Consider the following 17,596-nt stretch of genomic DNA (forward strand, 5'->3'; position numbering starts at 1 on the left):
TCGTGCGCCGGGGGAGTCCAGCTTGCCGGTACCCCCGGGTTCCCCCGGCAGCCGCCCCGCTTGCGGTAGTCTGTGGCCACCGAGGCCGATCAGGGGGAATCATGCCGGACCATCAACTACCCGGGCAGCAGTCTCAGCCCGTGCAGGGGGCAGGACAGCCACAGCCGTACCCGCCGCAGGGCTTGAATCCAGCGCAGGGCCTTTATCCAGCACAGGGACCGGCGCAGAACACGTCCCTGGGTCCGCAAACGCCGGCGCAGTATCCACGGCCGGCGCAGCAGTATCCGCAGCCGGGGTCCGTTCGCGCAGCCAGGTCCGTTCGCGGAGCCGGGTCAGTTCCCGCAGCAGCAGGGCTGGTACGGTCCTCCTCAGCCACCGCCGGACTACGCAGCCGGGGGCAAGCCACCGCGGTCAAGGGCGGAAAAGCCGGTGCTGGTCGGCGGGTCCGTGGCCACCTTCGTACTAGGGTGCTACAGCACGCTTGTTGCCTTCGTTCTTTTTATCAACCTGGGGATGTCGCAGGGCACCTCCTATCCGCCCGGCGTGTACGAGAAGTACGTGCTGATCCTCGTCCTGCTATTTCCCGGGCCCCTTGTCGCGCTGATTATCGCGTGGGCCGGTTACGGCGTACTTCACAAACATCCAACAGCGTCCCTCTCCTGGTTCACGGTGTTCATCGCCGGATGGCTGTTGGTTTTCCTCCTGTGGCTGGGCCCGGAAATGGCCTTCCCCATGACCGGTTCCTTGTTCAGCTGACCGGTTCCCTCGCCAACCCGCAGGGATCCGGCCAGGGCAGTTCAGGCGGGGCGCCTCGTGCTGACAGTTACCGTAAACTTCGGGTTCCGTGCCACCTCGCGCGTCAGCCCCACCAGCCGGTTCAGGGCGGGCTTGTAGGCCAGATGGCTGTTCCATACCGTCCACAGTTCCCCGCCTGGCTCCAGGACCCGTCCCGCGTCCGCAAAGAGCTTCAGGGCAATGCCGGCATGCACGCTGGCACCAATATGGAATGGCGGATTCAGGACAATCAGCTGCGTGGATGCGTTCGGGAGGCCGGCAAGGGCATCGTCCCGGCGTACCTCCACCCGGTCCGCTACGCCGTTGGCCGCCATGGTCATGGATGCCGATGCCACTGCGGACGCAGACTGGTCGGTGGCGGTGACCTGCAGGGCCGGACGGGTCAGCGCGAGATACGCGGCAATGGGCCCGGTACCGCATCCGAGATCGATGGCATGTTGAGCGTCCCGGGCACCGGCAAGATTCGGGAGCAGGAACCGCGTGCCGATATCCAGCGACGCCCCGGCAAACGCCGCACCGAAGGCCCGCAGTTCCAGGGGAGCGGGCAGGCCGACGTCGTGCCGTTGGGCCAGCGGGAACCGGTTTGCCGGCTGCTGGGCTGCGGCCAGCGGGTCCGCGGCGGTGAGGACCCGCGACTTCTGCCGGGCCAGTCCGGCAGTGACGGAACCGAACCAGCGTCCGAGCACGTCGTTCATTGCCTTGGTCATGTGCTTGACCCGCCCGCCGGCGAACACCCTCACGTCCGGGCCTGCATGGGCCGCAATCAGTGCGGTGACCTCCTCCAGCGCGTCCAGGGACCGGGGGAGGCGCAGCAGCACGGTGCGGGCGCCGGCCAGCAGATCCGGTCCCAGCGCCATCGAGCGGTAGGTCCCGGCAAGTCCGGCAGCGTCGGCGTTACGGTGCAGGGCCAGTTCTCCGGAAAGGGGGTCCTGGTGGACGCGGATGTCGCGCGCCCCGTACAGCGCCGCCGCCCCCAGCGTCAGGGCACCGTAGGCGTCCCCGATGACGACGACGCCGCCGGAGCCCGCCTGCAGCTGTTCAGCCGCCGTGTCCAGCAGCAGCCGGTCGGCTGCATCGTGGGCCTGCAGGTTGTCCGCTTCAACGTCCGGCCGGCGGCTCAGGTTCTCGAAGGAGAATCCCGAATCCTCGAGGCGGGGGTACTGCGTCACAGGTCGATCCATTCTGTAGCCAGGGGTTCGGGGGTGCTGCCCCCTGCGGTCACCGCTGCCAGCCGGTCCCGGAATCCATCGCCGCTGCCCGGGACATCCGGTAGGGCCACCCCTATGCTGGCGCCGGCGGGGCCGTAGTCGGTACCGGTGACGGTGAAGCCGGCGCTGCGGAGTTCGTTTTCGATCCGTCCGGCATCGGCATGGCCGGCCGGCACGGCATACAGCCGCATCCGGCGGCGCCGCAGCAGGGGAGCCGTGTCCAATGCGGAGGACACCGACTCGGAATATGCGCGTACCAGCCCGCCCGCACCCAGCAGGATGCCGCCGAAGTACCGCACCGTCACCGCGGTGATGTCGCTCAGGTCGGTTGCGCCGTCGAAGGTCTCCCGTTTCGTGAGCGCCTCCAGCATGGGCAGGCCGGCGGTCCCGGAGGGTTCGCCGTCGTCGTTGGAGCGCTGCACTTCCCGGGCCGGACCCAGCACAAAGGCGCTGCAGTGGTGCCGGGCGTCATGGAATTCCCGGCGCAGCCCGGCGAGCAGGCTCCGGGCTTCCTCCTCGGTACCGGTACGCCGGAGCACGGTGATAAAGCGTGAGCGTTTGATCTCCAGCTCGGTGCGGTGCTCCCCGGCGATGGTGGTGTAGCGCCCGGCCGCCGCGTCGATGTCACTCACCCCTCCAGTCTAGTGGGCGCACCGGTACCGCCCGGCGTCCGCGGTCAGAAGGCGGCGGTAGGCTGGGGACCATGCTCAAGGTAGGACTCACGGGCGGCATCGCCGCCGGAAAATCGCTGGTGGCCCGCACTCTCGTCGACTGCGGCGCCGTGCTGATCGACGCCGATGCCCTCGCCCGCGAGGTCGTCGCCCCCGGTTCCGAGGGCCTGGCCGCCGTCGTGGAGGCGTTCGGCCCGGATATCCTCGCCGCCGACGGCAGCCTGGACCGGCCCAAGCTGGCGTCCGTGGTGTTCGGCGACGAGGACCGCCGCATCCGCCTCAACGGGATCATCCATCCGCTGGTGCGTGCCCGGGCTGCGCAGTTGGCCGCCGAAGCGCCCCGGGATGCGATCCTGGTGCAGGACATCCCGCTCCTGGTGGAAACCGGGCAGGCGGCCAGCTTCGATTTTGTGCTGGTGGTCGAGGCCCCCGAAGACGTCCGCCTGGACCGGATGGTGCAGCTGCGGGGAATGGAGCCCGACGCCGCGCGGGCACGGATAGCGGCCCAGGCCACACCCGAAGAGCGGGCCGCGGCAGCGGACGCCGTCCTGCACAACACAGGAAGCCCGGAGGAGCTGGTGGCCGCGGTCCGGCGGCTCTGGAACACCCGGCTGGTACCCCTGAACCGGGCCGCGCACGGGGAAAGCCGCCCGTCCGGAGCCTGAGGTTCAGCCCGTAGCAAAGCGGACAGCGGCTGTCCGCAGGGCGGAGTAGTTTTGTAGGCATGAGTCTTGCGCAGGACATCAAGAGAGTTGTGGCGCCCTTTGAGGTAGTCAGTGAATATAAGCCCGCCGGCGACCAGCCCACCGCCATCAAGGAACTGGCCGAACGGATCAACGCCGGTGAAAAGGACGTGGTCCTGCTGGGTGCCACGGGCACCGGCAAAAGCGCCACGGCCGCCTGGCTGGTGGAGCAGGTCCAGCGCCCCACGCTGGTGATGGTGCAGAACAAGACCCTGGCCGCGCAGCTGGCCAACGAATTCCGGGAACTGCTGCCCAACAACGCGGTGGAGTACTTCGTCTCCTACTACGACTACTACCAGCCCGAAGCGTACGTTCCGCAGACGGACACCTTTATTGAAAAGGACTCCTCGATCAACGAGGAAGTGGAACGGCTGCGGCACTCGGCCACCAACGCGCTGCTGACCCGGCGCGACGTCATCGTGGTGGCCACGGTGTCCTGCATCTACGGTTTGGGCACGCCCGAAGAGTACATCGAGGGCATGGTCACCCTCCGGCGCGGCCAGCAGATGAACCGCGACGACCTGCTGAGGAAATTCGTGTCCATGCAGTACGTCCGCAATGACATGGACTTCCACCGCGGCACCTTCCGGGTACGCGGGGACACCGTGGAGATCATCCCGATGTATGAGGAAACGGCGCTGCGGATCGAGTTCTTCGGCGACGAGGTGGAGAACATCTACACCCTGCATCCGCTCACCGGCGACGTGATCCGCGAAGAGGAGGAAATGTATGTCTTCCCGGCGTCGCACTATGTGGCCGGCGAGGACCGGATGCAGCGCGCCATCCGCCACATCGAGGACGAGCTGCAGGTGCGGCTGAAGGAACTCGAATCGCAGAACAAGCTGGTGGAGGCGCAGCGGCTGCGCATGCGGACCACCTATGACCTGGAAATGATGCAGCAGATGGGCTTCTGCAACGGCATCGAGAACTATTCCCGGCACATTGACGGCCGCGGTCCCGGTACCGCTCCGCACTGCCTGCTGGACTACTTCCCCGACGATTTCCTGCTCGTGGTGGATGAATCCCACGTCACCATCCCGCAGATCGGCGCCATGTACGAGGGCGACATGTCCCGCAAGCGGACCCTGGTGGACCACGGCTTCCGGCTGCCCTCCGCCATGGACAACCGTCCGCTGAAGTGGGACGAATTCCTCGAGCGCATCGGCCAGACCGTGTACATGTCCGCCACCCCGGGCAAGTACGAGCTGTCCAAGGCGGACGGGTTCGTGGAGCAGATCATCCGTCCCACCGGCCTGGTGGATCCGCAGGTGGTGGTCAAGCCCAGCAAGGGCCAGATCGATGACCTGCTGGGGGAGATCCGCACCCGCACCGAGCGGGACGAGCGCGTCCTGGTCACCACGCTGACGAAGCGCATGGCGGAGGACCTCACCGGCTACCTGCTGGAGCACGGGGTGAAGGTGGAGTACCTGCACTCCGACGTCGATACCCTGCGCCGCGTCGAACTGCTGCGCGAGCTGCGGATGGGTACCTTCGACGTGCTGGTGGGTATCAACCTGCTGCGTGAGGGCCTGGACCTGCCCGAAGTGTCCCTGGTGAGCATCCTGGACGCGGACAAGGAAGGCTTCCTGCGTTCCTCCACGTCGCTGATCCAGACCATCGGCCGTGCCGCCCGCAACGTGTCCGGCGAGGTGCATATGTACGCGGACCGGATCACCGACTCCATGGCGCAGGCCATCGATGAAACGAACCGCCGCCGGGATATCCAGATTGCCTACAACAAGGAACACGGCGTGGACCCGCAGCCGCTGCGCAAGCGGATCGCGGACATCACGGACCAGCTGGCCCGCGAGGACGCCGACACCAAGGCCCTGCTGGAAGAAGCGGCAAAGAAGAAGTCCAAGGGCAAGGGCAAGACCGTGCGCAAGGACGGCCTGGCGGCCGCGCCGGCCGAGGACCTGACCGGGCTGATCGCTTCCATGACCGAGCAGATGCATGCGGCCGCAGCCGAACTGCAGTTCGAGCTGGCCGCCCGGCTGCGCGACGAGGTGGGGGACCTGAAGAAGGAACTGCGCCAGATGCAGTCAGCCGGGCACGCCTAGGCGGACAGCGGGCAACAGCCCTGGCGTGCCGCGCCGGGGCCGTTGGGGGTCCGGTGAGCGGCGAAATGTCGGACACCGGGGCTACGGTGGGGGTATGCAGTCAACGTCCCCGCCGGTTCCGCCGGCGCTCCCGGAGACCACTTCCTGGTGGGAAATCGTCGCGGCGCTGGGTCCCTTGGCGGTCCTGCTGGCCGGCGCCCTGACCTTTCTCATCGGCTGGAAAACGCTGGAGCAGCGCCGCAAGGCAGATCAACGTTCGGAGTGGTGGGCCCGCGCACAGTGGGCTATCGAGGCTTCCCTGTCGGACGATCCCCGGCGGCAGGAAACCGGGTTGGGTGTCCTGGACCTGCTGGCCCAGAGCGACCTTGCCGGAACCGAGGAAGCGGCTATCATCAGCATTGCGTGGGCCCGCCCGCTGACCGCGATAGTGGACTCGGCCGGTGATATGGGCCAGAATGAAAACATCACAAGCGCACCCGGAACGGAGGAGGCTGACGATGACAACAGCAGCACTGCCGCTGGCACGCGGAGGTAAGGCGGCTGCCGATCAGGCTGACCGGGACCGGGACCGCGAACGGGTGCAGATCCGGGCCGCACGGCTCCGGCTCACCACCGACCGCAAGCTGGGCAAGCCCACTCCGGAATGGGTCCGCAAGCTCGCTGACCGTCCGCTGTAGCGGCCGCAAGGCAACGGGTGGTTTTACAGGGAAAGGCAGGTCGCCGGCGCACCGGGGACCTGCCTTTCTCTCCAGATTTACCCGTCGGCGCGCCGGACCATGTCCAGCAGGCGGTTGAAGATGGCCTCGCCGTCGTCGGCAATGCCGTCATGGTGGAAGTCGGCGCTTTCCCAAACCTGCAGTCCGTTCACGGCGGCGGCTGTTTCCAGGGACAGGTCCCGGTCCACGTATATGTCGTTGGAGTAGACGGCCGCTGCCACGGGCACAGTGTTCCCCGCCAGCCGATCCGTGTCATACAGCGGACTCCAGTCGGATTTCCGGGCCAGCAGTTCGGCGGTTTCCTTCAGCGGAACCAGCGCCGGGTCCTCGTCGAAGTACCACGGGTACACCATTTCACCGGTGAACAGCGGTTCCTCCGCCGTCGGCTCGAACTCCGGGAAATCCTGCAGCACCCGCCATGCGGCCCAGTCCGTGGCCTGCCCCTGGCCGTAAATCGACTCGTGCATCACCGCGTAGAGCGGATTCGCCGCCCGGCTGACCAACCCGTGCACCTGCTCCAGGAAGGCATCCGACAGCCGGTCGCCGTCCGGCGTGGGCACGAACGCTTCCTGCAGCAGATGGTGCAGCCCGTCCACGCGGGTATTGCCGCCCAGATAGGACCCGGCCATCTGGAAACGCTGCACACTCAGGCGTTCCCCCGAGGGCAGGTACTCGGGGACGTCTTTCAGGTGCCGGGCGATCCTGGTCGTGGTTTCCCGGTCTTCGGGGTACCGGGCAAAGTATTCGGCGTTGCGGGCAGCAACCCGGCGGAAGGTCGCCTGGTATACCCGGTCCGCGGGGCCGGTCAGCGGGGCGAGGCCGCCGGTGATGAGGCTCTCCTTCAGCCCTTCGGGCGCGAGGGAGAGGTAGGTCAGGGTGCAGAACCCGCCGTAGCTCTGCCCGTAGGTGCTCCATGGGCCGGACCCCAGCGTCCGCCGGATCAGCTCCGCGTCGGCCACGATGGAGTCGGCGCGGAAATGGCTCAGGTACTGCGCCTGGGCGGCGGCGTTGCCGCGCAGGGGAAGGGTTTTCCGGTCGGCCGGGGTGGACAGCCCGGTGCCCCGCTGGTCCAGCATCAGGATGCGGAAGTGCCGAGAGGCCGCCTTGGTCCAGCCGCCGAACTGCAGCAGCCGGTTGCCCTTGCCGCCGGGGCCGCCCTGCAGGTAAAGCAGCCAGGGCAGGTCGCGGACACGGGCCGGGGAAAGGGAGGCATCGGAATACTCGCGCGCGAAGACCGTGAGGGTTTCCCCCTCCGGCGCGGCATGGTCCAGCGGCACGGTGAAGCGGTGGTCGGTGACGTTCATGCCCCGCACCCGGTAGGGACGGGAGGCGGTATGGGGGACGGGCGTGCTCATGCGCCGAAGGACCCGAGTGCGTCGCCGGTCAGCCGGAACGTGGTCCAGTCGTCCAGCGGTTCCGCGCCCAGGGACTTGTAGAAACGGATCGAGGGATCGTTCCAGTTCAGCACGCACCATTCCACCCGGGCGTAGCCGCGCTCCACGGCGATCTGAGCCAAGGTGCGCAGCAGGGCCTTGCCGATGCCTTTGGCACGGGCCTCCGGGCGGACGTATAGGTCCTCCAGGTAGATGCCGTGCACGCCTTCCCAGGTGGAGTAGTTCAGGAACCACAGGGCGAAGCCCTGCACCGTGCCCTGCTCCACGGCCACGTGGGCGAAGATGGCCGGATGCTCCCCGAAGAGGTTCCGCTCCAGGGCCTCGACCGTGTTCTTCACGGCGTGCGGCTCTTTTTCATAGATCGCCAGGTCGTGGATCAGCTCCAGGATGACGGGGACATCTTCTCTGCGCGCGGGACGGATCTGCATGCGGTCCAGCCTAATCCAGCCGCCCGGCGTGTATCACCTTGATGACGGGACTGCCGGCCTCGTCCGACGCCGCGAGGTCCACCTCTGCGGAGATCCCCCAGTCCAGGTGGCCGGCGGGGTCCTTGAAGATCTGCCGCACCTCCCACTTGCCGGGAACCTCCTTGATGATGAGCAGGTCCGGTCCGCGGCCCGCGGGACCGTCGTCGATGTCGTCGTGCTCCTCGAAGTAGGCATCCAGCACGTCTGCCCAGCGGTCCGCGTCCCAGCCGGCGTCGCCGTCGAGCTCTCCGAGCGCTGCATCGTCCTCGTCCGCGAAGAGCCTGACGCGGGCAAACATCTCGTTGCGCACCATGACCCGGAAAGCCCGGATATTGGCGGTGAGGCGGTCCGGGACCGGCGGAAGGACGGGTTCGTCGGTAGCGTCCGGGTTGACTCCGGAGGTCAGTTCCTCCCATTCATCCAGCAGCGACGAGTCGGTCTGGCGGACCATTTCGCCCAGCCATTCGATGATGTCCTCGAGGTCCTCGCGCAGCCGTTCCGGCGGGACGGTGTGCAGCAGGGCCTTGTACGTGTCCGAAAGGTAGCGCAGCAGCACGCCCTCGGAGCGGGCCAGCGAGTAGAACTGCACGTACTCGCCGAAGCTCATGGCCCGCTCGTACATGTCCCGGACCACGGACTTGGGGCTGAGCTCGAACTCGCCCAGCCACGGCGCACCGGAGCGGTAGACCTCGAAGGACTGCTCCAGGAGTTCGGCCAGCGGCTGCGGGTAGGTGACCTCCTCGAGCAGGGCCATGCGCTCGTCGTACTCGATGCCCTGGGACTTCATGGCCGCAACCGCTTCGCCGCGGGCCTTTTTCTCCTGGGCGGACAGGACCTGCCGGGGCTTTTCCATGATCGATTCGATCACGGAGACCACGTCCAGCGCATAGGAAGGACTGTCCGGGTCCAGGATCTCCAGGGAGGCCATGGCGAAGGGGGACAGCGGCTGGTTCAGGGCGAAGTTGGGCTGCAGGTGCACCTTCAGCCGGACCGTTCGCCCGTCGGCATCCGGCTTCGGCAGCACCTCCACAATGCCGGCGGTCTTCAGCTCGCGGTAAATGCTGAGGGCCTTTTTCATCAGTGCCAGCTGCGAGGCCCGCGTCTCATGGTTGTGGGTCAGCAGGCGCTTGGCAGCCGCAAAGGGATCGCCCGGGCGTTCGAGCAGGTTCAGCAGCATGGAGTGGGTGATGTTGAAGCTGGAGGTCAGCGGCTCCGGGGTGCCGTCCACCAGCTTCTCGAAGGTCGGCTTGCCCCAGGAGACAAAACCGGCCTGCGGCTTCTTCTTCACCACCTGCCGCAGCTTCTTCTGGTCGTCGCCGAATTTGGCCTGTGCCTTGGCCATGGCCTTGACGTTCTCGATGACGTGCTCCGGCGCCTGCACCACCACGGTGCCGGCGGTGTCATACCCCGCCCGGCCTGCACGGCCGGCAATCTGGTGGAACTCGCGGACCTTCAGCGGCCGGGTGCGGGTGCCGTCGTACTTGGACAACGCGGTGATGAGCACCGTGCGGATGGGCACGTTGATGCCCACGCCAAGGGTGTCGGTGCCGCAGATGACCTTCAGCAGGCCGGCCTGAGCCAGCTGTTCCACCAGGCGGCGGTATTTGGGCAGCATGCCGGCGTGGTGCACGCCGATCCCGTGCCGCACCAGCCGGTTCAGGGTCTTGCCGAAACCGGGGGCAAACCGGAATCCCGCGATCAGCTCGGCAATCCGGTCTTTTTCCTCCCGGGTGCACACGTTGATGCTCATGAGCGCCTGGGCCCGGTCAATAGCCTCGATCTGGGAGAAGTGCACTACGTACACCGGCACCTGCTTGGTAGCCAGCAGTTCCTCGAGGGACTCCTGCACCGGGGTCTCCACGTAGTAGTAGTGCAGCGGGATCGGACGCTGCACGGAGGAGACCGTGACAGTGTCCCGGTTGGTGAGTTCACTGAGTTCGTTGGCGATACGGGTCATGTCGCCCAGGGTGGCGGACATCAGCAGGAACTGTGCCTGCGGCAGTTCCAGCAGCGGAACCTGCCAGGCCCAGCCGCGCTGCGGATCGGAGTAGAAGTGGAACTCGTCCATGATGACGGTGCCCAGGTCCGCGTCCGGGCCTTCCCGCAGGGCGATGTTGGCCAGGATCTCCGCAGTGCAGCAGATAATCGGGGCGTCCTTGTTCACCGAGGAGTCACCGGTGACCATTCCGACGTTCTCCGCACCGAAAATCTCGCACAGGGCAAAGAACTTCTCCGACACCAGTGCCTTGATGGGGGCGGTGTAGTAGCTGCGCTCATCGTGGGCCATCGCGTGGAAGTGCGCGGCGATGGCCACCATGGACTTGCCGGAGCCGGTGGGGGTGGCAAGGATGACGTTGTTCCCGGTCACCAGTTCCATCACGGCCTCGTCCTGCGCCGGGTACAGCGACATGCCCCGGCTCTCGACCCACTCCAGGAAGGAGGTGTAGGTCTCGTCTGGGTCGACGGTGCGGGTGGCGGAATCCGGGGAGGGCAGCTGCTCAAGAAGTTTCATGTCCTTACCAGACTATCGGTCCGCGCCGTGCGCGAAGGAGCGCGGGCCCGGCCGGAGGCGCCGGTAGGATCGGCCGCATGAAATGGGACCCGGAAAAGTACGCGCAGTTCTCCTCGCACCGCGACCGGCCGTTCTTCGACCTCACTGCCCGGATCGGGGCCCGGGCGCCGCGGCGGGTGGTGGATCTCGGCTGCGGTACGGGCACCCTCACGGCAGCGCTCGCCGCCCGCTGGCCGGACGCGCAGGTCACGGGCGTGGACTCCTCGCCCGACATGATTGACCAGGCCCGCGGCCTGGAGGGGGCACCGCCCAACCTGGACTTCGTACCCGGACGGATTGAGGACTGGGAGCCTGCCCCCGGCACTGACGTGGTGGTCTCCAACGCCGCACTGCAGTGGGTGCCGGAGCACCGGGACCTGCTGCGCCGGTGGTCCAGGCAGCTCGACGACGGCGCCTGGCTGGCGGTGCAGGTGCCGGGCAACTTCACCGCCCCTTCCCACGTGCTGATGCGGGAGCTGGCGGCGAGCGCCGAGTGGGCTGCACAGCTGGGCGATGTGCTCCGCCATGCCGGTGCCGTGGATGAGCCGGTTGGTTATCTGGGGCTTTTCGCTGACGCGGGCCTGGCCGCCGATGTGTGGGAGACCAGTTACCAGCAGGTCCTGCCCGGAGAGGATGCGGTGCTGGACTGGGTGCGCAGCACGGCGCTGCGCCCGGTGATCGCGGCCCTGGCCCCGGAGGACTATGCCCGGTTCGAGGGCCGGTATGCACAGCTGCTGCGCGAGGCCTATCCGCGCCGGCCCTGGGGGACGGTGCTTCCGTTCCGCCGGCTGTTTATGGTCGCCCGGAAACCGGACACTGCTCAGGTCTCGGGCGGAACCCGGCGGCTGCGGTAGCTCCGGGCACGGCCCGCACCCGGCACTGTCCCGCTCCCGGTCCGCGCCGCCTTCATCAGGGGCGTGTTGAGCGTGTCGATCTGCGCGTTGGCGTGCCCCTGCGTTCCGGCCCCGCCGCGCGTATACAGGCGGGAAAAGTACAGTGCGGCGCCGAAGCCCGTCAGGAAGAAGCCGGTGACCAGGGCGGACGGGGCCAGGGACGGCAGCTGGCTGCCCGCCGCCAGCACGGCCAGCACGGGGATCACCGGCCCCAGCGGCAGCCGCGCACCCTCCCCGGGCCATTTCCGGAAGCCCAGCACAGCCGCTGCGACACTGACCACGATCATGGCAATGATCGCGGCCACGTTGGCCACCGACACCACAAAGGTGGTGTCGCGCAGGAGAACCAGCAACACGGTGATGGCACCCAGCAGCAGCACGCTGACGTAGGGGTGGCCGTGGCCGGTATGCCGCCCCAGGGCCGGCGGGACGTCGCCGCGGGCCACCATCCGCAGCATGATCTCCGAGGCGCCGAGGACATTGGCGTTGGCTCCGGAGAGGGTGGACAGGCAGGCGGCAAACGCCACCAGCAGCCCGCCCCAGCGGCCCATGACGGTTTCCGCGGCCTGGGAGACGCCGGTGGCGGAGAAGGAGGTGATGCCGCTGGCGGTCATGGCCAGCACCGTGCCCAGGTAGACCACCGCGGAAACCAGGATGGTGAGCATGATGGCCCGCGGGACGGTCTTGCGCGGGTTCTTCACCGACCCGGCCATGTTCGTGATCACGTTGAAGCCGGTGTAGGCGGTGAACAGGAGCGCCGCAGCGGAGAACACCCCGCCGGTTCCGGAGGGCAGCGGCCGGTCCAGGTCCGAGGGCCGCAGTTCGGCCAGGCCCCACGCGGCGAACAGCACCAGCAGTGCCAGCTTGATGCCGACAATCCATGTCTCGGCCCGGGCGACCACCGACGTCGGACCCAGGTTCAGCGCCGTCACCAGCACGGTGGCGGCGAGGGCAAGCGCCAGGACGCCGGAAGCGGGCAGGAAGTATTCACTGAAATAGTCGCCGAAAGAGGTGACCAGATAGGCAATGATGGTGGCGCCGTTGAGGTAGAAGGCCCACATCACCACGAACCGCCAGAACGGCCCGAGGATGGTCCCCACGGGTGCGTACCCGGATTCCCCGTCCCGTGCCCGTGTGGAGACCACTATGAAGGACAGTGCACACAGGAACATGACCACACCGGCAAGGACGTAGCTGAGCGCGGCAGCCGGTCCCGCGAGGTTGACGGCCGTGCCGGAGAGGGTGAACACCCCGCCACCCACCGTGGTGCCGACTCCGAAGGCCACACAGGCCATCAGGCCGATCTGCCCGGGCGCGCGGGGCGCGGCGGCACCGGGGTGCGGTGCACCGGGGGACGGCGGATCGGAGGACGGTGGATTGGCCATGGCTGCACGCTCCCAGTCGGTCCGGCAAGGCCCCCTCGAGGAGCGTAGGACCGTCAGCGGAACCGGGTCAACGGCCGCGGCACCGGACGGCTACCAGCCGCGCTGCTTCCATTCCTGCAGGTGCGGCCGTTCCGCCCCGAGGGTGGTGCCGGCGCCGTGACCGGGATGCACAACGGTGTCGTCGGGCAAGTATTCGAAGATACGTTCGAATACGTCGTTCCACAGGGACGCGAACCGCTCCGGGTCCTTCTGCGTGTTCCCGACGCCTCCCGGGAACAGTGAATCCCCGGTGAACAGGTGCGCCGGCCCGGCCGGGTCCCGGTAGAGCAGCGCCACGGAGCCGGGTGTGTGCCCGCGCAGCTTGATGGCTTCCAGCTCGAAATCGGGGAAACGGCGGACATCCCCGTGCTTCAGGGCCACCACGGTGGGCACCTCAATGTCGGGAATGTCCTCGGTTCCCGCCGCGGTCCGGGCACCCGTTGCGGCAACGGTGGGCGCGAGCGCCCGCACATGGTCCCAGTGGCTGTGCGTGGTGATGACCAGCTCCAGCCGGGCCGGCACCGCGGCGTCGGCGGCTCCCTCCGCCAGCAGGTGTTCGATGGCCGGGAAATCGTCGGCCGCGTCAATAAGCACCTGGGCACCGGATTCCTTGCCGGTGAGCAGGTAGACGTTGTTGTCCATGGTGCCGACGGACACGCTGCGGATGGTGATGTTCTGCAGATCTTCCATCCGGTCAGTCTAGCCGGGGAGGGGGTCCCGGCCCCGGGCCGGCGGGGCTATTGTCTACGCCCGCGGACGGGCGTAAGTTGCAAGGATGCTCCTGAGGCTGGTCCGGCAGAACCTCGCCCCCTACAAAGGCGCGGTGGCCGCCGTCGTTCTCCTGCAACTGCTGCAGACCGCCGCCACCTTGTACCTTCCCACCCTGAACGCGGACATCATTGACCGCGGGGTGGTGACCGGTGACACCGGCGTGATTCTCGGCGTCGGGCGCTGGATGCTCGCCGTCACGGCGGGGCAGGTGGTGTGTTCCATTGCCGCGACCTATCTGGCCTCCCGCGTGGCCATGAGTGCCGGGCGGAACCTCCGCGCCGCACTGTTCAGCAACGTGGAGACCTTCTCCTCCCGTGAAGTGGGCCTGTTTGGTCCGCCCTCGCTGATCACCCGCACCACCAATGACGTCCAGCAGGTCCAAATGACCCTGCTGATGACATTCACCATGATGGTGTCGGCGCCCATCATGGGGGTGGGCGGGGTCCTGCTTGCCCTGAACCAGGACATCCCGCTCTCCGGGATCCTGCTGCTGATCCTCCCGGCCCTGTTTGTGGTGATCGGGTTGGTGCTGCGCCGGCTGGTTCCCCTGTTCCGCCGGGCCCAGAAGCAGATTGACCGGGTGAACTCCGTGCTGCGCGAGCAGATCATGGGCATTGCGGTGATCCGGGCCTTTATCCGCGAGCGCTCGGAGGAAGGGCGCTTCGACCGGGCCAACAGCAACCTCACCGACACGCAGCTGCGGGTCAGCCAGCTGCTTGCCCTGCTGTTCCCCGCCGCCATGCTCGTGGCCAACCTCGCCACCGTGGCGGTGATCTGGTTCGGCGCCTTCCGCATAGACGGCGGCCAGATGCAGATCGGTGCCCTGACGGCCTTTATCGCCTACATCATGCAGATCCTCATGGCGGTCATGATGTCCATGTTCATGATTATGATGCTGCCCCGCGCCGCCGTATGCGCCGAACGGATCTACGAGGTCCTGGATACCCGCACCTCGGTCACCGACGCGCCGGGGGCACGCGACCTGGCGTACGACGGCGGCCGGCTTACCTTCACCGACGTCGGGTACAGCTATCCCGGGGCCGAGGACCCGGTGCTGTTCAACATCAGCTTCGAGGCGCTGCCGGGCCAGACCACCGCGATCATCGGTTCCACGGGCGCAGGCAAGAGTACGTTGCTGAACCTGGTGCCGCGCCTGCTGGATGCCACATCGGGACGCATTGCCGTGGACGGGCAGGACACGGCGGACGTAACGCTCTCCTCGCTCCGCGGCGGAATCGGACTGGTCCCGCAGCGGGCGTACCTGTTCAGTGGCACCATCGCCTCCAACCTGCGCTTCGGGAAGCCGGACGCCACTGATGAGGAACTCTGGGCCGCGCTGGAGACGGCGCAGGCCGCGGAGTTTGTCCGTGCCGGGGAGGAGGGACTGGACCGCCAGGTGGAGCAGGGCGGGGCCAACTTCTCCGGGGGACAGCGCCAGCGGCTTGCCATTGCCCGGGCGCTGGTGGTCCGCCCGTCCATCTACCTCTTTGATGACAGCTTCTCCGCCCTGGATTTCGCCACCGATGCGCGGCTCCGCGCGGCGCTGAAACCGCAAACCCGCAACGCGACCGTGATTGTGGTGGCCCAGCGGGTGAACACCATTACCGATGCGGCGCGGATCGTCGTGCTGGAAGAGGGGCGCATAGTGGGACAGGGAACCCACGCAGAGCTGATGGAATCCTCCGGAACGTACCGGGAGATCGTGGCGTCGCAGCTTACGGCGGAGGAAGTCGCATGAGCGGGCCCGCAGGACGCGGCCGTCCGAGAGCTGCCGGTGCTGCCAGGCCGGAGAACTTCAGCGGAAGCGTCCGCCGCATCCTGTCCCTGATGGCACCGGACCGGCTGCGCGTGGCAGCGGTCGTGGTGTCCGCCGTCGTCTCTGTGGCGCTCGCCGTCACCGCCCCGCGCATCCTCGGCGAGGCCACCAACGTCATTTTCGACGGCTTCATCGGCCGTACCCTGCCCGCCGGTATCCCGAAGGACGCCCAGGTACAGGCACTGCGGGAACAGGGGGAGCGGGAACTGGCGGACATGCTCGCCGCCATGGACGTGGTGCCCGGCCAGGGACTGGACTTCGGGCGGCTGGGCGGGATTCTCCTGGGTGTGCTGGCGATCTACCTTGCCTCGTTCGCCTTCGGCTGGTTCCAGGCGAGGGTCACCGCACGGATTGTGCAGAACGCCATGTACCGGCTGCGCCGCGATGTGGACGCAAAGCTGTTCCGCCTGCCCATGGCGCACTTCCAGCAGCAGTCGCGTGGTGACGTGCTGAGCCGGGTCACCAATGACATCGACAACCTGGCGCAGACCCTGTCCCAGAGCCTGACACAGATCATCACCGCCGTGCTGACCATCGTGGGGGTGCTGGCCATGATGATCTCCATCTCCCCGCTGCTGGCATTGATCGCCGTCATCACGGTTCCGATCTCGGCGCTGGTGACGGTGCTCATCGCCCGGCGCTCGCAGGCGGAGTTCAAGACCCAGTGGAAGTCCACCGGCGAGGTCAACGGCTACATCGAGGAAATGTTCACCGGCCAGGACGTGGTGAAGGCCTTCGGCCAGCAGGATCGGGTGATCGAGGGCTTTGCCCCGGCAAACAACCGGCTGTTCCGCTCGGCCTTCCGGGCACAGTTCGTCTCGGGCATCATCATGCCCGCCATGATGTTCATCTCGAACCTGAACTACGTGGCCGTCGCGGTGGTGGGCGGACTGCAGGTGGCCGGCGGCCAGCTGAGCATCGGGGGAGTGCAGGCTTTTGTCCAGTACAGCCGGCAGTTCAGCCAGCCGCTCGGCCAGCTCGGCGGCCTGATCAACATGCTCCAGTCAGGGGTTGCCTCGGCTGAGCGCGTCTTCACCCTGCTCGACGCCCGGGAGCAGGAGCCGGACCCGGACCGGCCGGAGCACCTGCACAACGTAAGGGGACGGGTGGCCTTCGAGGATGTTTCCTTCAGTTACAGCCCCGATGCCCCGCTGATCCGCAACCTGTCCTTCGTGGCCGAGCCGGGCCGGACCGTGGCAATAGTCGGACCCACCGGCGCCGGCAAAACCACCCTGGTCAACCTGCTGATGCGGTTCTACGACGTCGACGCCGGCCGGATCACCGTCGACGGGACCGACATTGCCCGCCTCAACCGCGAGGAGCTGCGCAGCCACATCGGCATGGTGCTCCAGGACGCGTGGCTGTTCGAAGGAACCATCCGGGAGAACCTGGCCTACGGAGCCCCCGACGCCACCGAGGCGGAAATCATTGCCGCAGCGGAGGCCACCCACGTGGACCACTTTGTCCGGTCGCTTCCGGACGGCTATGACACCGTGCTCGGTTACGACGGCGGGGCGCTGAGCCAGGGCCAGCGCCAGCTGCTGACCATCGCCAGGGCCTGGCTGTCCAACCCCTCGATCCTGGTCCTGGATGAAGCCACCAGCTCCGTGGACACCCGCACCGAGGTCAGCATCCGGCTGGCCATGAACGCGCTGCGGCAGGACCGGACCAGTTTCGTGATTGCGCACCGGCTGTCCACCATCCGCGACGCCGACGTCATCCTCGTGGTGCGCGACGGGCGGATCGTGGAGCAGGGCACCCATGACGCCCTGCTCGCGGCCGAGGGATTCTATTCCGAGCTGTACCGCTCCCAGTTTGCGGGCCCCGCGGACTCGGGTGAGCAGGACGTCGCAGCCCCGGCAGGCCCCGGCGGGCACTAGCATGGCACCATGACTTCCGAGCCCAGCACCAAAACGCAGCGCACGGCCCCCGGCAGCGACGCCGGGGTCCTGCGGTGGGTCCGCATTGACGCCGCCAGCTCCGTTCCACCCTACGAACAGCTGCGGCTCCAGATCCTGGACGCCGCGAACGAGGGACGCCTCGCCGTCGGCACCCGCCTGCCGCCGGTGCGCGCCCTCGCCGGGCAG

At 67.5% G+C, this 17,596-nt stretch carries 16 protein-coding genes; 9 read left to right on the forward strand and 7 right to left on the reverse strand.

Annotated elements, in window-relative coordinates; all coding sequences use genetic code 11:
• Window positions 1-513 precede the first annotated feature (513 nt).
• Entirely contained in the window at window positions 514-756 is a 243-nt protein-coding gene (locus AC5RUF_RS07980; RefSeq protein WP_494130213.1) for a hypothetical protein, read from the forward strand.
• 41 nt (window positions 757-797) lie between these two features.
• Here AC5RUF_RS07980 and AC5RUF_RS07985 read toward each other — a convergent pair whose 3' ends face one another.
• The gene (locus tag AC5RUF_RS07985; RefSeq protein WP_494130214.1) at window positions 798-1,964 is read right to left on the reverse strand and encodes a class I SAM-dependent methyltransferase; all 1,167 of its coding nucleotides are present in this window, start codon (window positions 1,962-1,964) and stop codon (window positions 798-800) included.
• A complete protein-coding gene (locus AC5RUF_RS07990; protein WP_494130215.1) occupies window positions 1,961-2,635 on the reverse strand; it encodes an IMPACT family protein in 675 nt (224 codons plus the stop codon). Before AC5RUF_RS07990 ends, AC5RUF_RS07985 begins: the two co-directional genes overlap by 4 nt.
• 71 nt (window positions 2,636-2,706) lie before the next feature.
• On the opposite strand from AC5RUF_RS07990, the gene coaE reads away from it, so the two are divergent.
• The 4 genes from coaE to AC5RUF_RS08010 all read left to right on the forward strand — a co-directional run bounded on the left by coaE (window position 2,707) and on the right by AC5RUF_RS08010 (window position 6,154).
• Entirely contained in the window at window positions 2,707-3,339 is a 633-nt protein-coding gene (gene coaE / locus AC5RUF_RS07995) for a dephospho-CoA kinase (RefSeq protein ID WP_494130216.1), read from the forward strand.
• Window positions 3,340-3,398: 59 nt separating this feature from the next.
• On the forward strand, window positions 3,399-5,477 hold the full coding sequence (gene uvrB / locus AC5RUF_RS08000) for an excinuclease ABC subunit UvrB (protein ID WP_493996888.1): 2,079 nt from the start codon (window positions 3,399-3,401) through the stop codon (window positions 5,475-5,477).
• Between the two features lie 94 nt (window positions 5,478-5,571).
• A complete protein-coding gene (locus AC5RUF_RS08005) occupies window positions 5,572-6,012 on the forward strand; it encodes a hypothetical protein (protein WP_494130217.1) in 441 nt (146 codons plus the stop codon).
• Window positions 5,975-6,154, forward strand: a complete 180-nt coding sequence (locus AC5RUF_RS08010) for a hypothetical protein (RefSeq protein WP_493996890.1) — start codon at window positions 5,975-5,977, stop codon at window positions 6,152-6,154. The genes AC5RUF_RS08005 and AC5RUF_RS08010 overlap by 38 nt, the downstream gene beginning before the upstream one ends.
• Window positions 6,155-6,231: 77 nt before the next feature.
• Here the strand turns inward: AC5RUF_RS08010 and AC5RUF_RS08015 are convergent, their stop codons facing one another.
• Genes AC5RUF_RS08015 through AC5RUF_RS08025 form a run of 3 tightly spaced genes read right to left on the reverse strand, consistent with a single transcriptional unit; the run spans window position 6,232 to window position 10,566 of the window.
• On the reverse strand, window positions 6,232-7,548 hold the full coding sequence (locus tag AC5RUF_RS08015) for an alpha/beta fold hydrolase (protein WP_494130218.1): 1,317 nt from the start codon (window positions 7,546-7,548) through the stop codon (window positions 6,232-6,234).
• Complete coding sequence (locus AC5RUF_RS08020) at window positions 7,545-8,015, reverse strand: GNAT family N-acetyltransferase (RefSeq protein WP_494130219.1); 471 nt, start codon at window positions 8,013-8,015, stop codon at window positions 7,545-7,547. The genes AC5RUF_RS08015 and AC5RUF_RS08020 overlap by 4 nt, the downstream gene beginning before the upstream one ends.
• 10 nt (window positions 8,016-8,025) lie before the next feature.
• Window positions 8,026-10,566 (reverse strand): DEAD/DEAH box helicase, encoded by a 2,541-nt coding sequence (locus AC5RUF_RS08025; RefSeq protein WP_494130220.1) that lies wholly within the window; start codon window positions 10,564-10,566, stop codon window positions 8,026-8,028.
• Between the two features lie 77 nt (window positions 10,567-10,643).
• Here AC5RUF_RS08025 and AC5RUF_RS08030 point away from each other — a divergent pair, with 77 nt between their 5' ends.
• A complete protein-coding gene (locus tag AC5RUF_RS08030; RefSeq protein ID WP_494130221.1) occupies window positions 10,644-11,459 on the forward strand; it encodes a trans-aconitate 2-methyltransferase in 816 nt (271 codons plus the stop codon).
• Here the strand turns inward: AC5RUF_RS08030 and AC5RUF_RS08035 are convergent.
• Both AC5RUF_RS08035 and AC5RUF_RS08040 read right to left on the reverse strand, forming a co-directional pair.
• Window positions 11,426-12,883: an APC family permease gene (locus AC5RUF_RS08035; RefSeq protein WP_494130222.1), complete on the reverse strand. Its 1,458-nt coding sequence runs from the start codon at window positions 12,881-12,883 to the stop codon at window positions 11,426-11,428. The two genes, AC5RUF_RS08030 and AC5RUF_RS08035, sit on opposite strands and share 34 nt — an antisense overlap.
• Window positions 12,884-12,973: 90 nt before the next feature.
• Window positions 12,974-13,612 (reverse strand): MBL fold metallo-hydrolase, encoded by a 639-nt coding sequence (locus tag AC5RUF_RS08040; protein ID WP_493997592.1) that lies wholly within the window; start codon window positions 13,610-13,612, stop codon window positions 12,974-12,976.
• Window positions 13,613-13,697: 85 nt separating this feature from the next.
• Between AC5RUF_RS08040 and AC5RUF_RS08045 the strand changes: the two genes are divergently transcribed.
• The 3 genes from AC5RUF_RS08045 to AC5RUF_RS08055 form a co-directional block, all read left to right on the forward strand.
• Complete coding sequence (locus AC5RUF_RS08045; protein WP_493997593.1) at window positions 13,698-15,431, forward strand: ABC transporter ATP-binding protein; 1,734 nt, start codon at window positions 13,698-13,700, stop codon at window positions 15,429-15,431.
• Entirely contained in the window at window positions 15,428-17,389 is a 1,962-nt protein-coding gene (locus tag AC5RUF_RS08050) for an ABC transporter ATP-binding protein (protein ID WP_494130223.1), read from the forward strand. Before AC5RUF_RS08045 ends, AC5RUF_RS08050 begins: the two co-directional genes overlap by 4 nt.
• 9 nt (window positions 17,390-17,398) lie before the next feature.
• Window positions 17,399-17,596, forward strand: a 198-nt coding sequence (locus tag AC5RUF_RS08055) for a GntR family transcriptional regulator (RefSeq protein WP_494130224.1), incomplete at its 3' end; no start/stop codon positions are given.

The sequence above is a fragment of the Arthrobacter sp. Y3224198 genome (assembly GCF_059090025.1).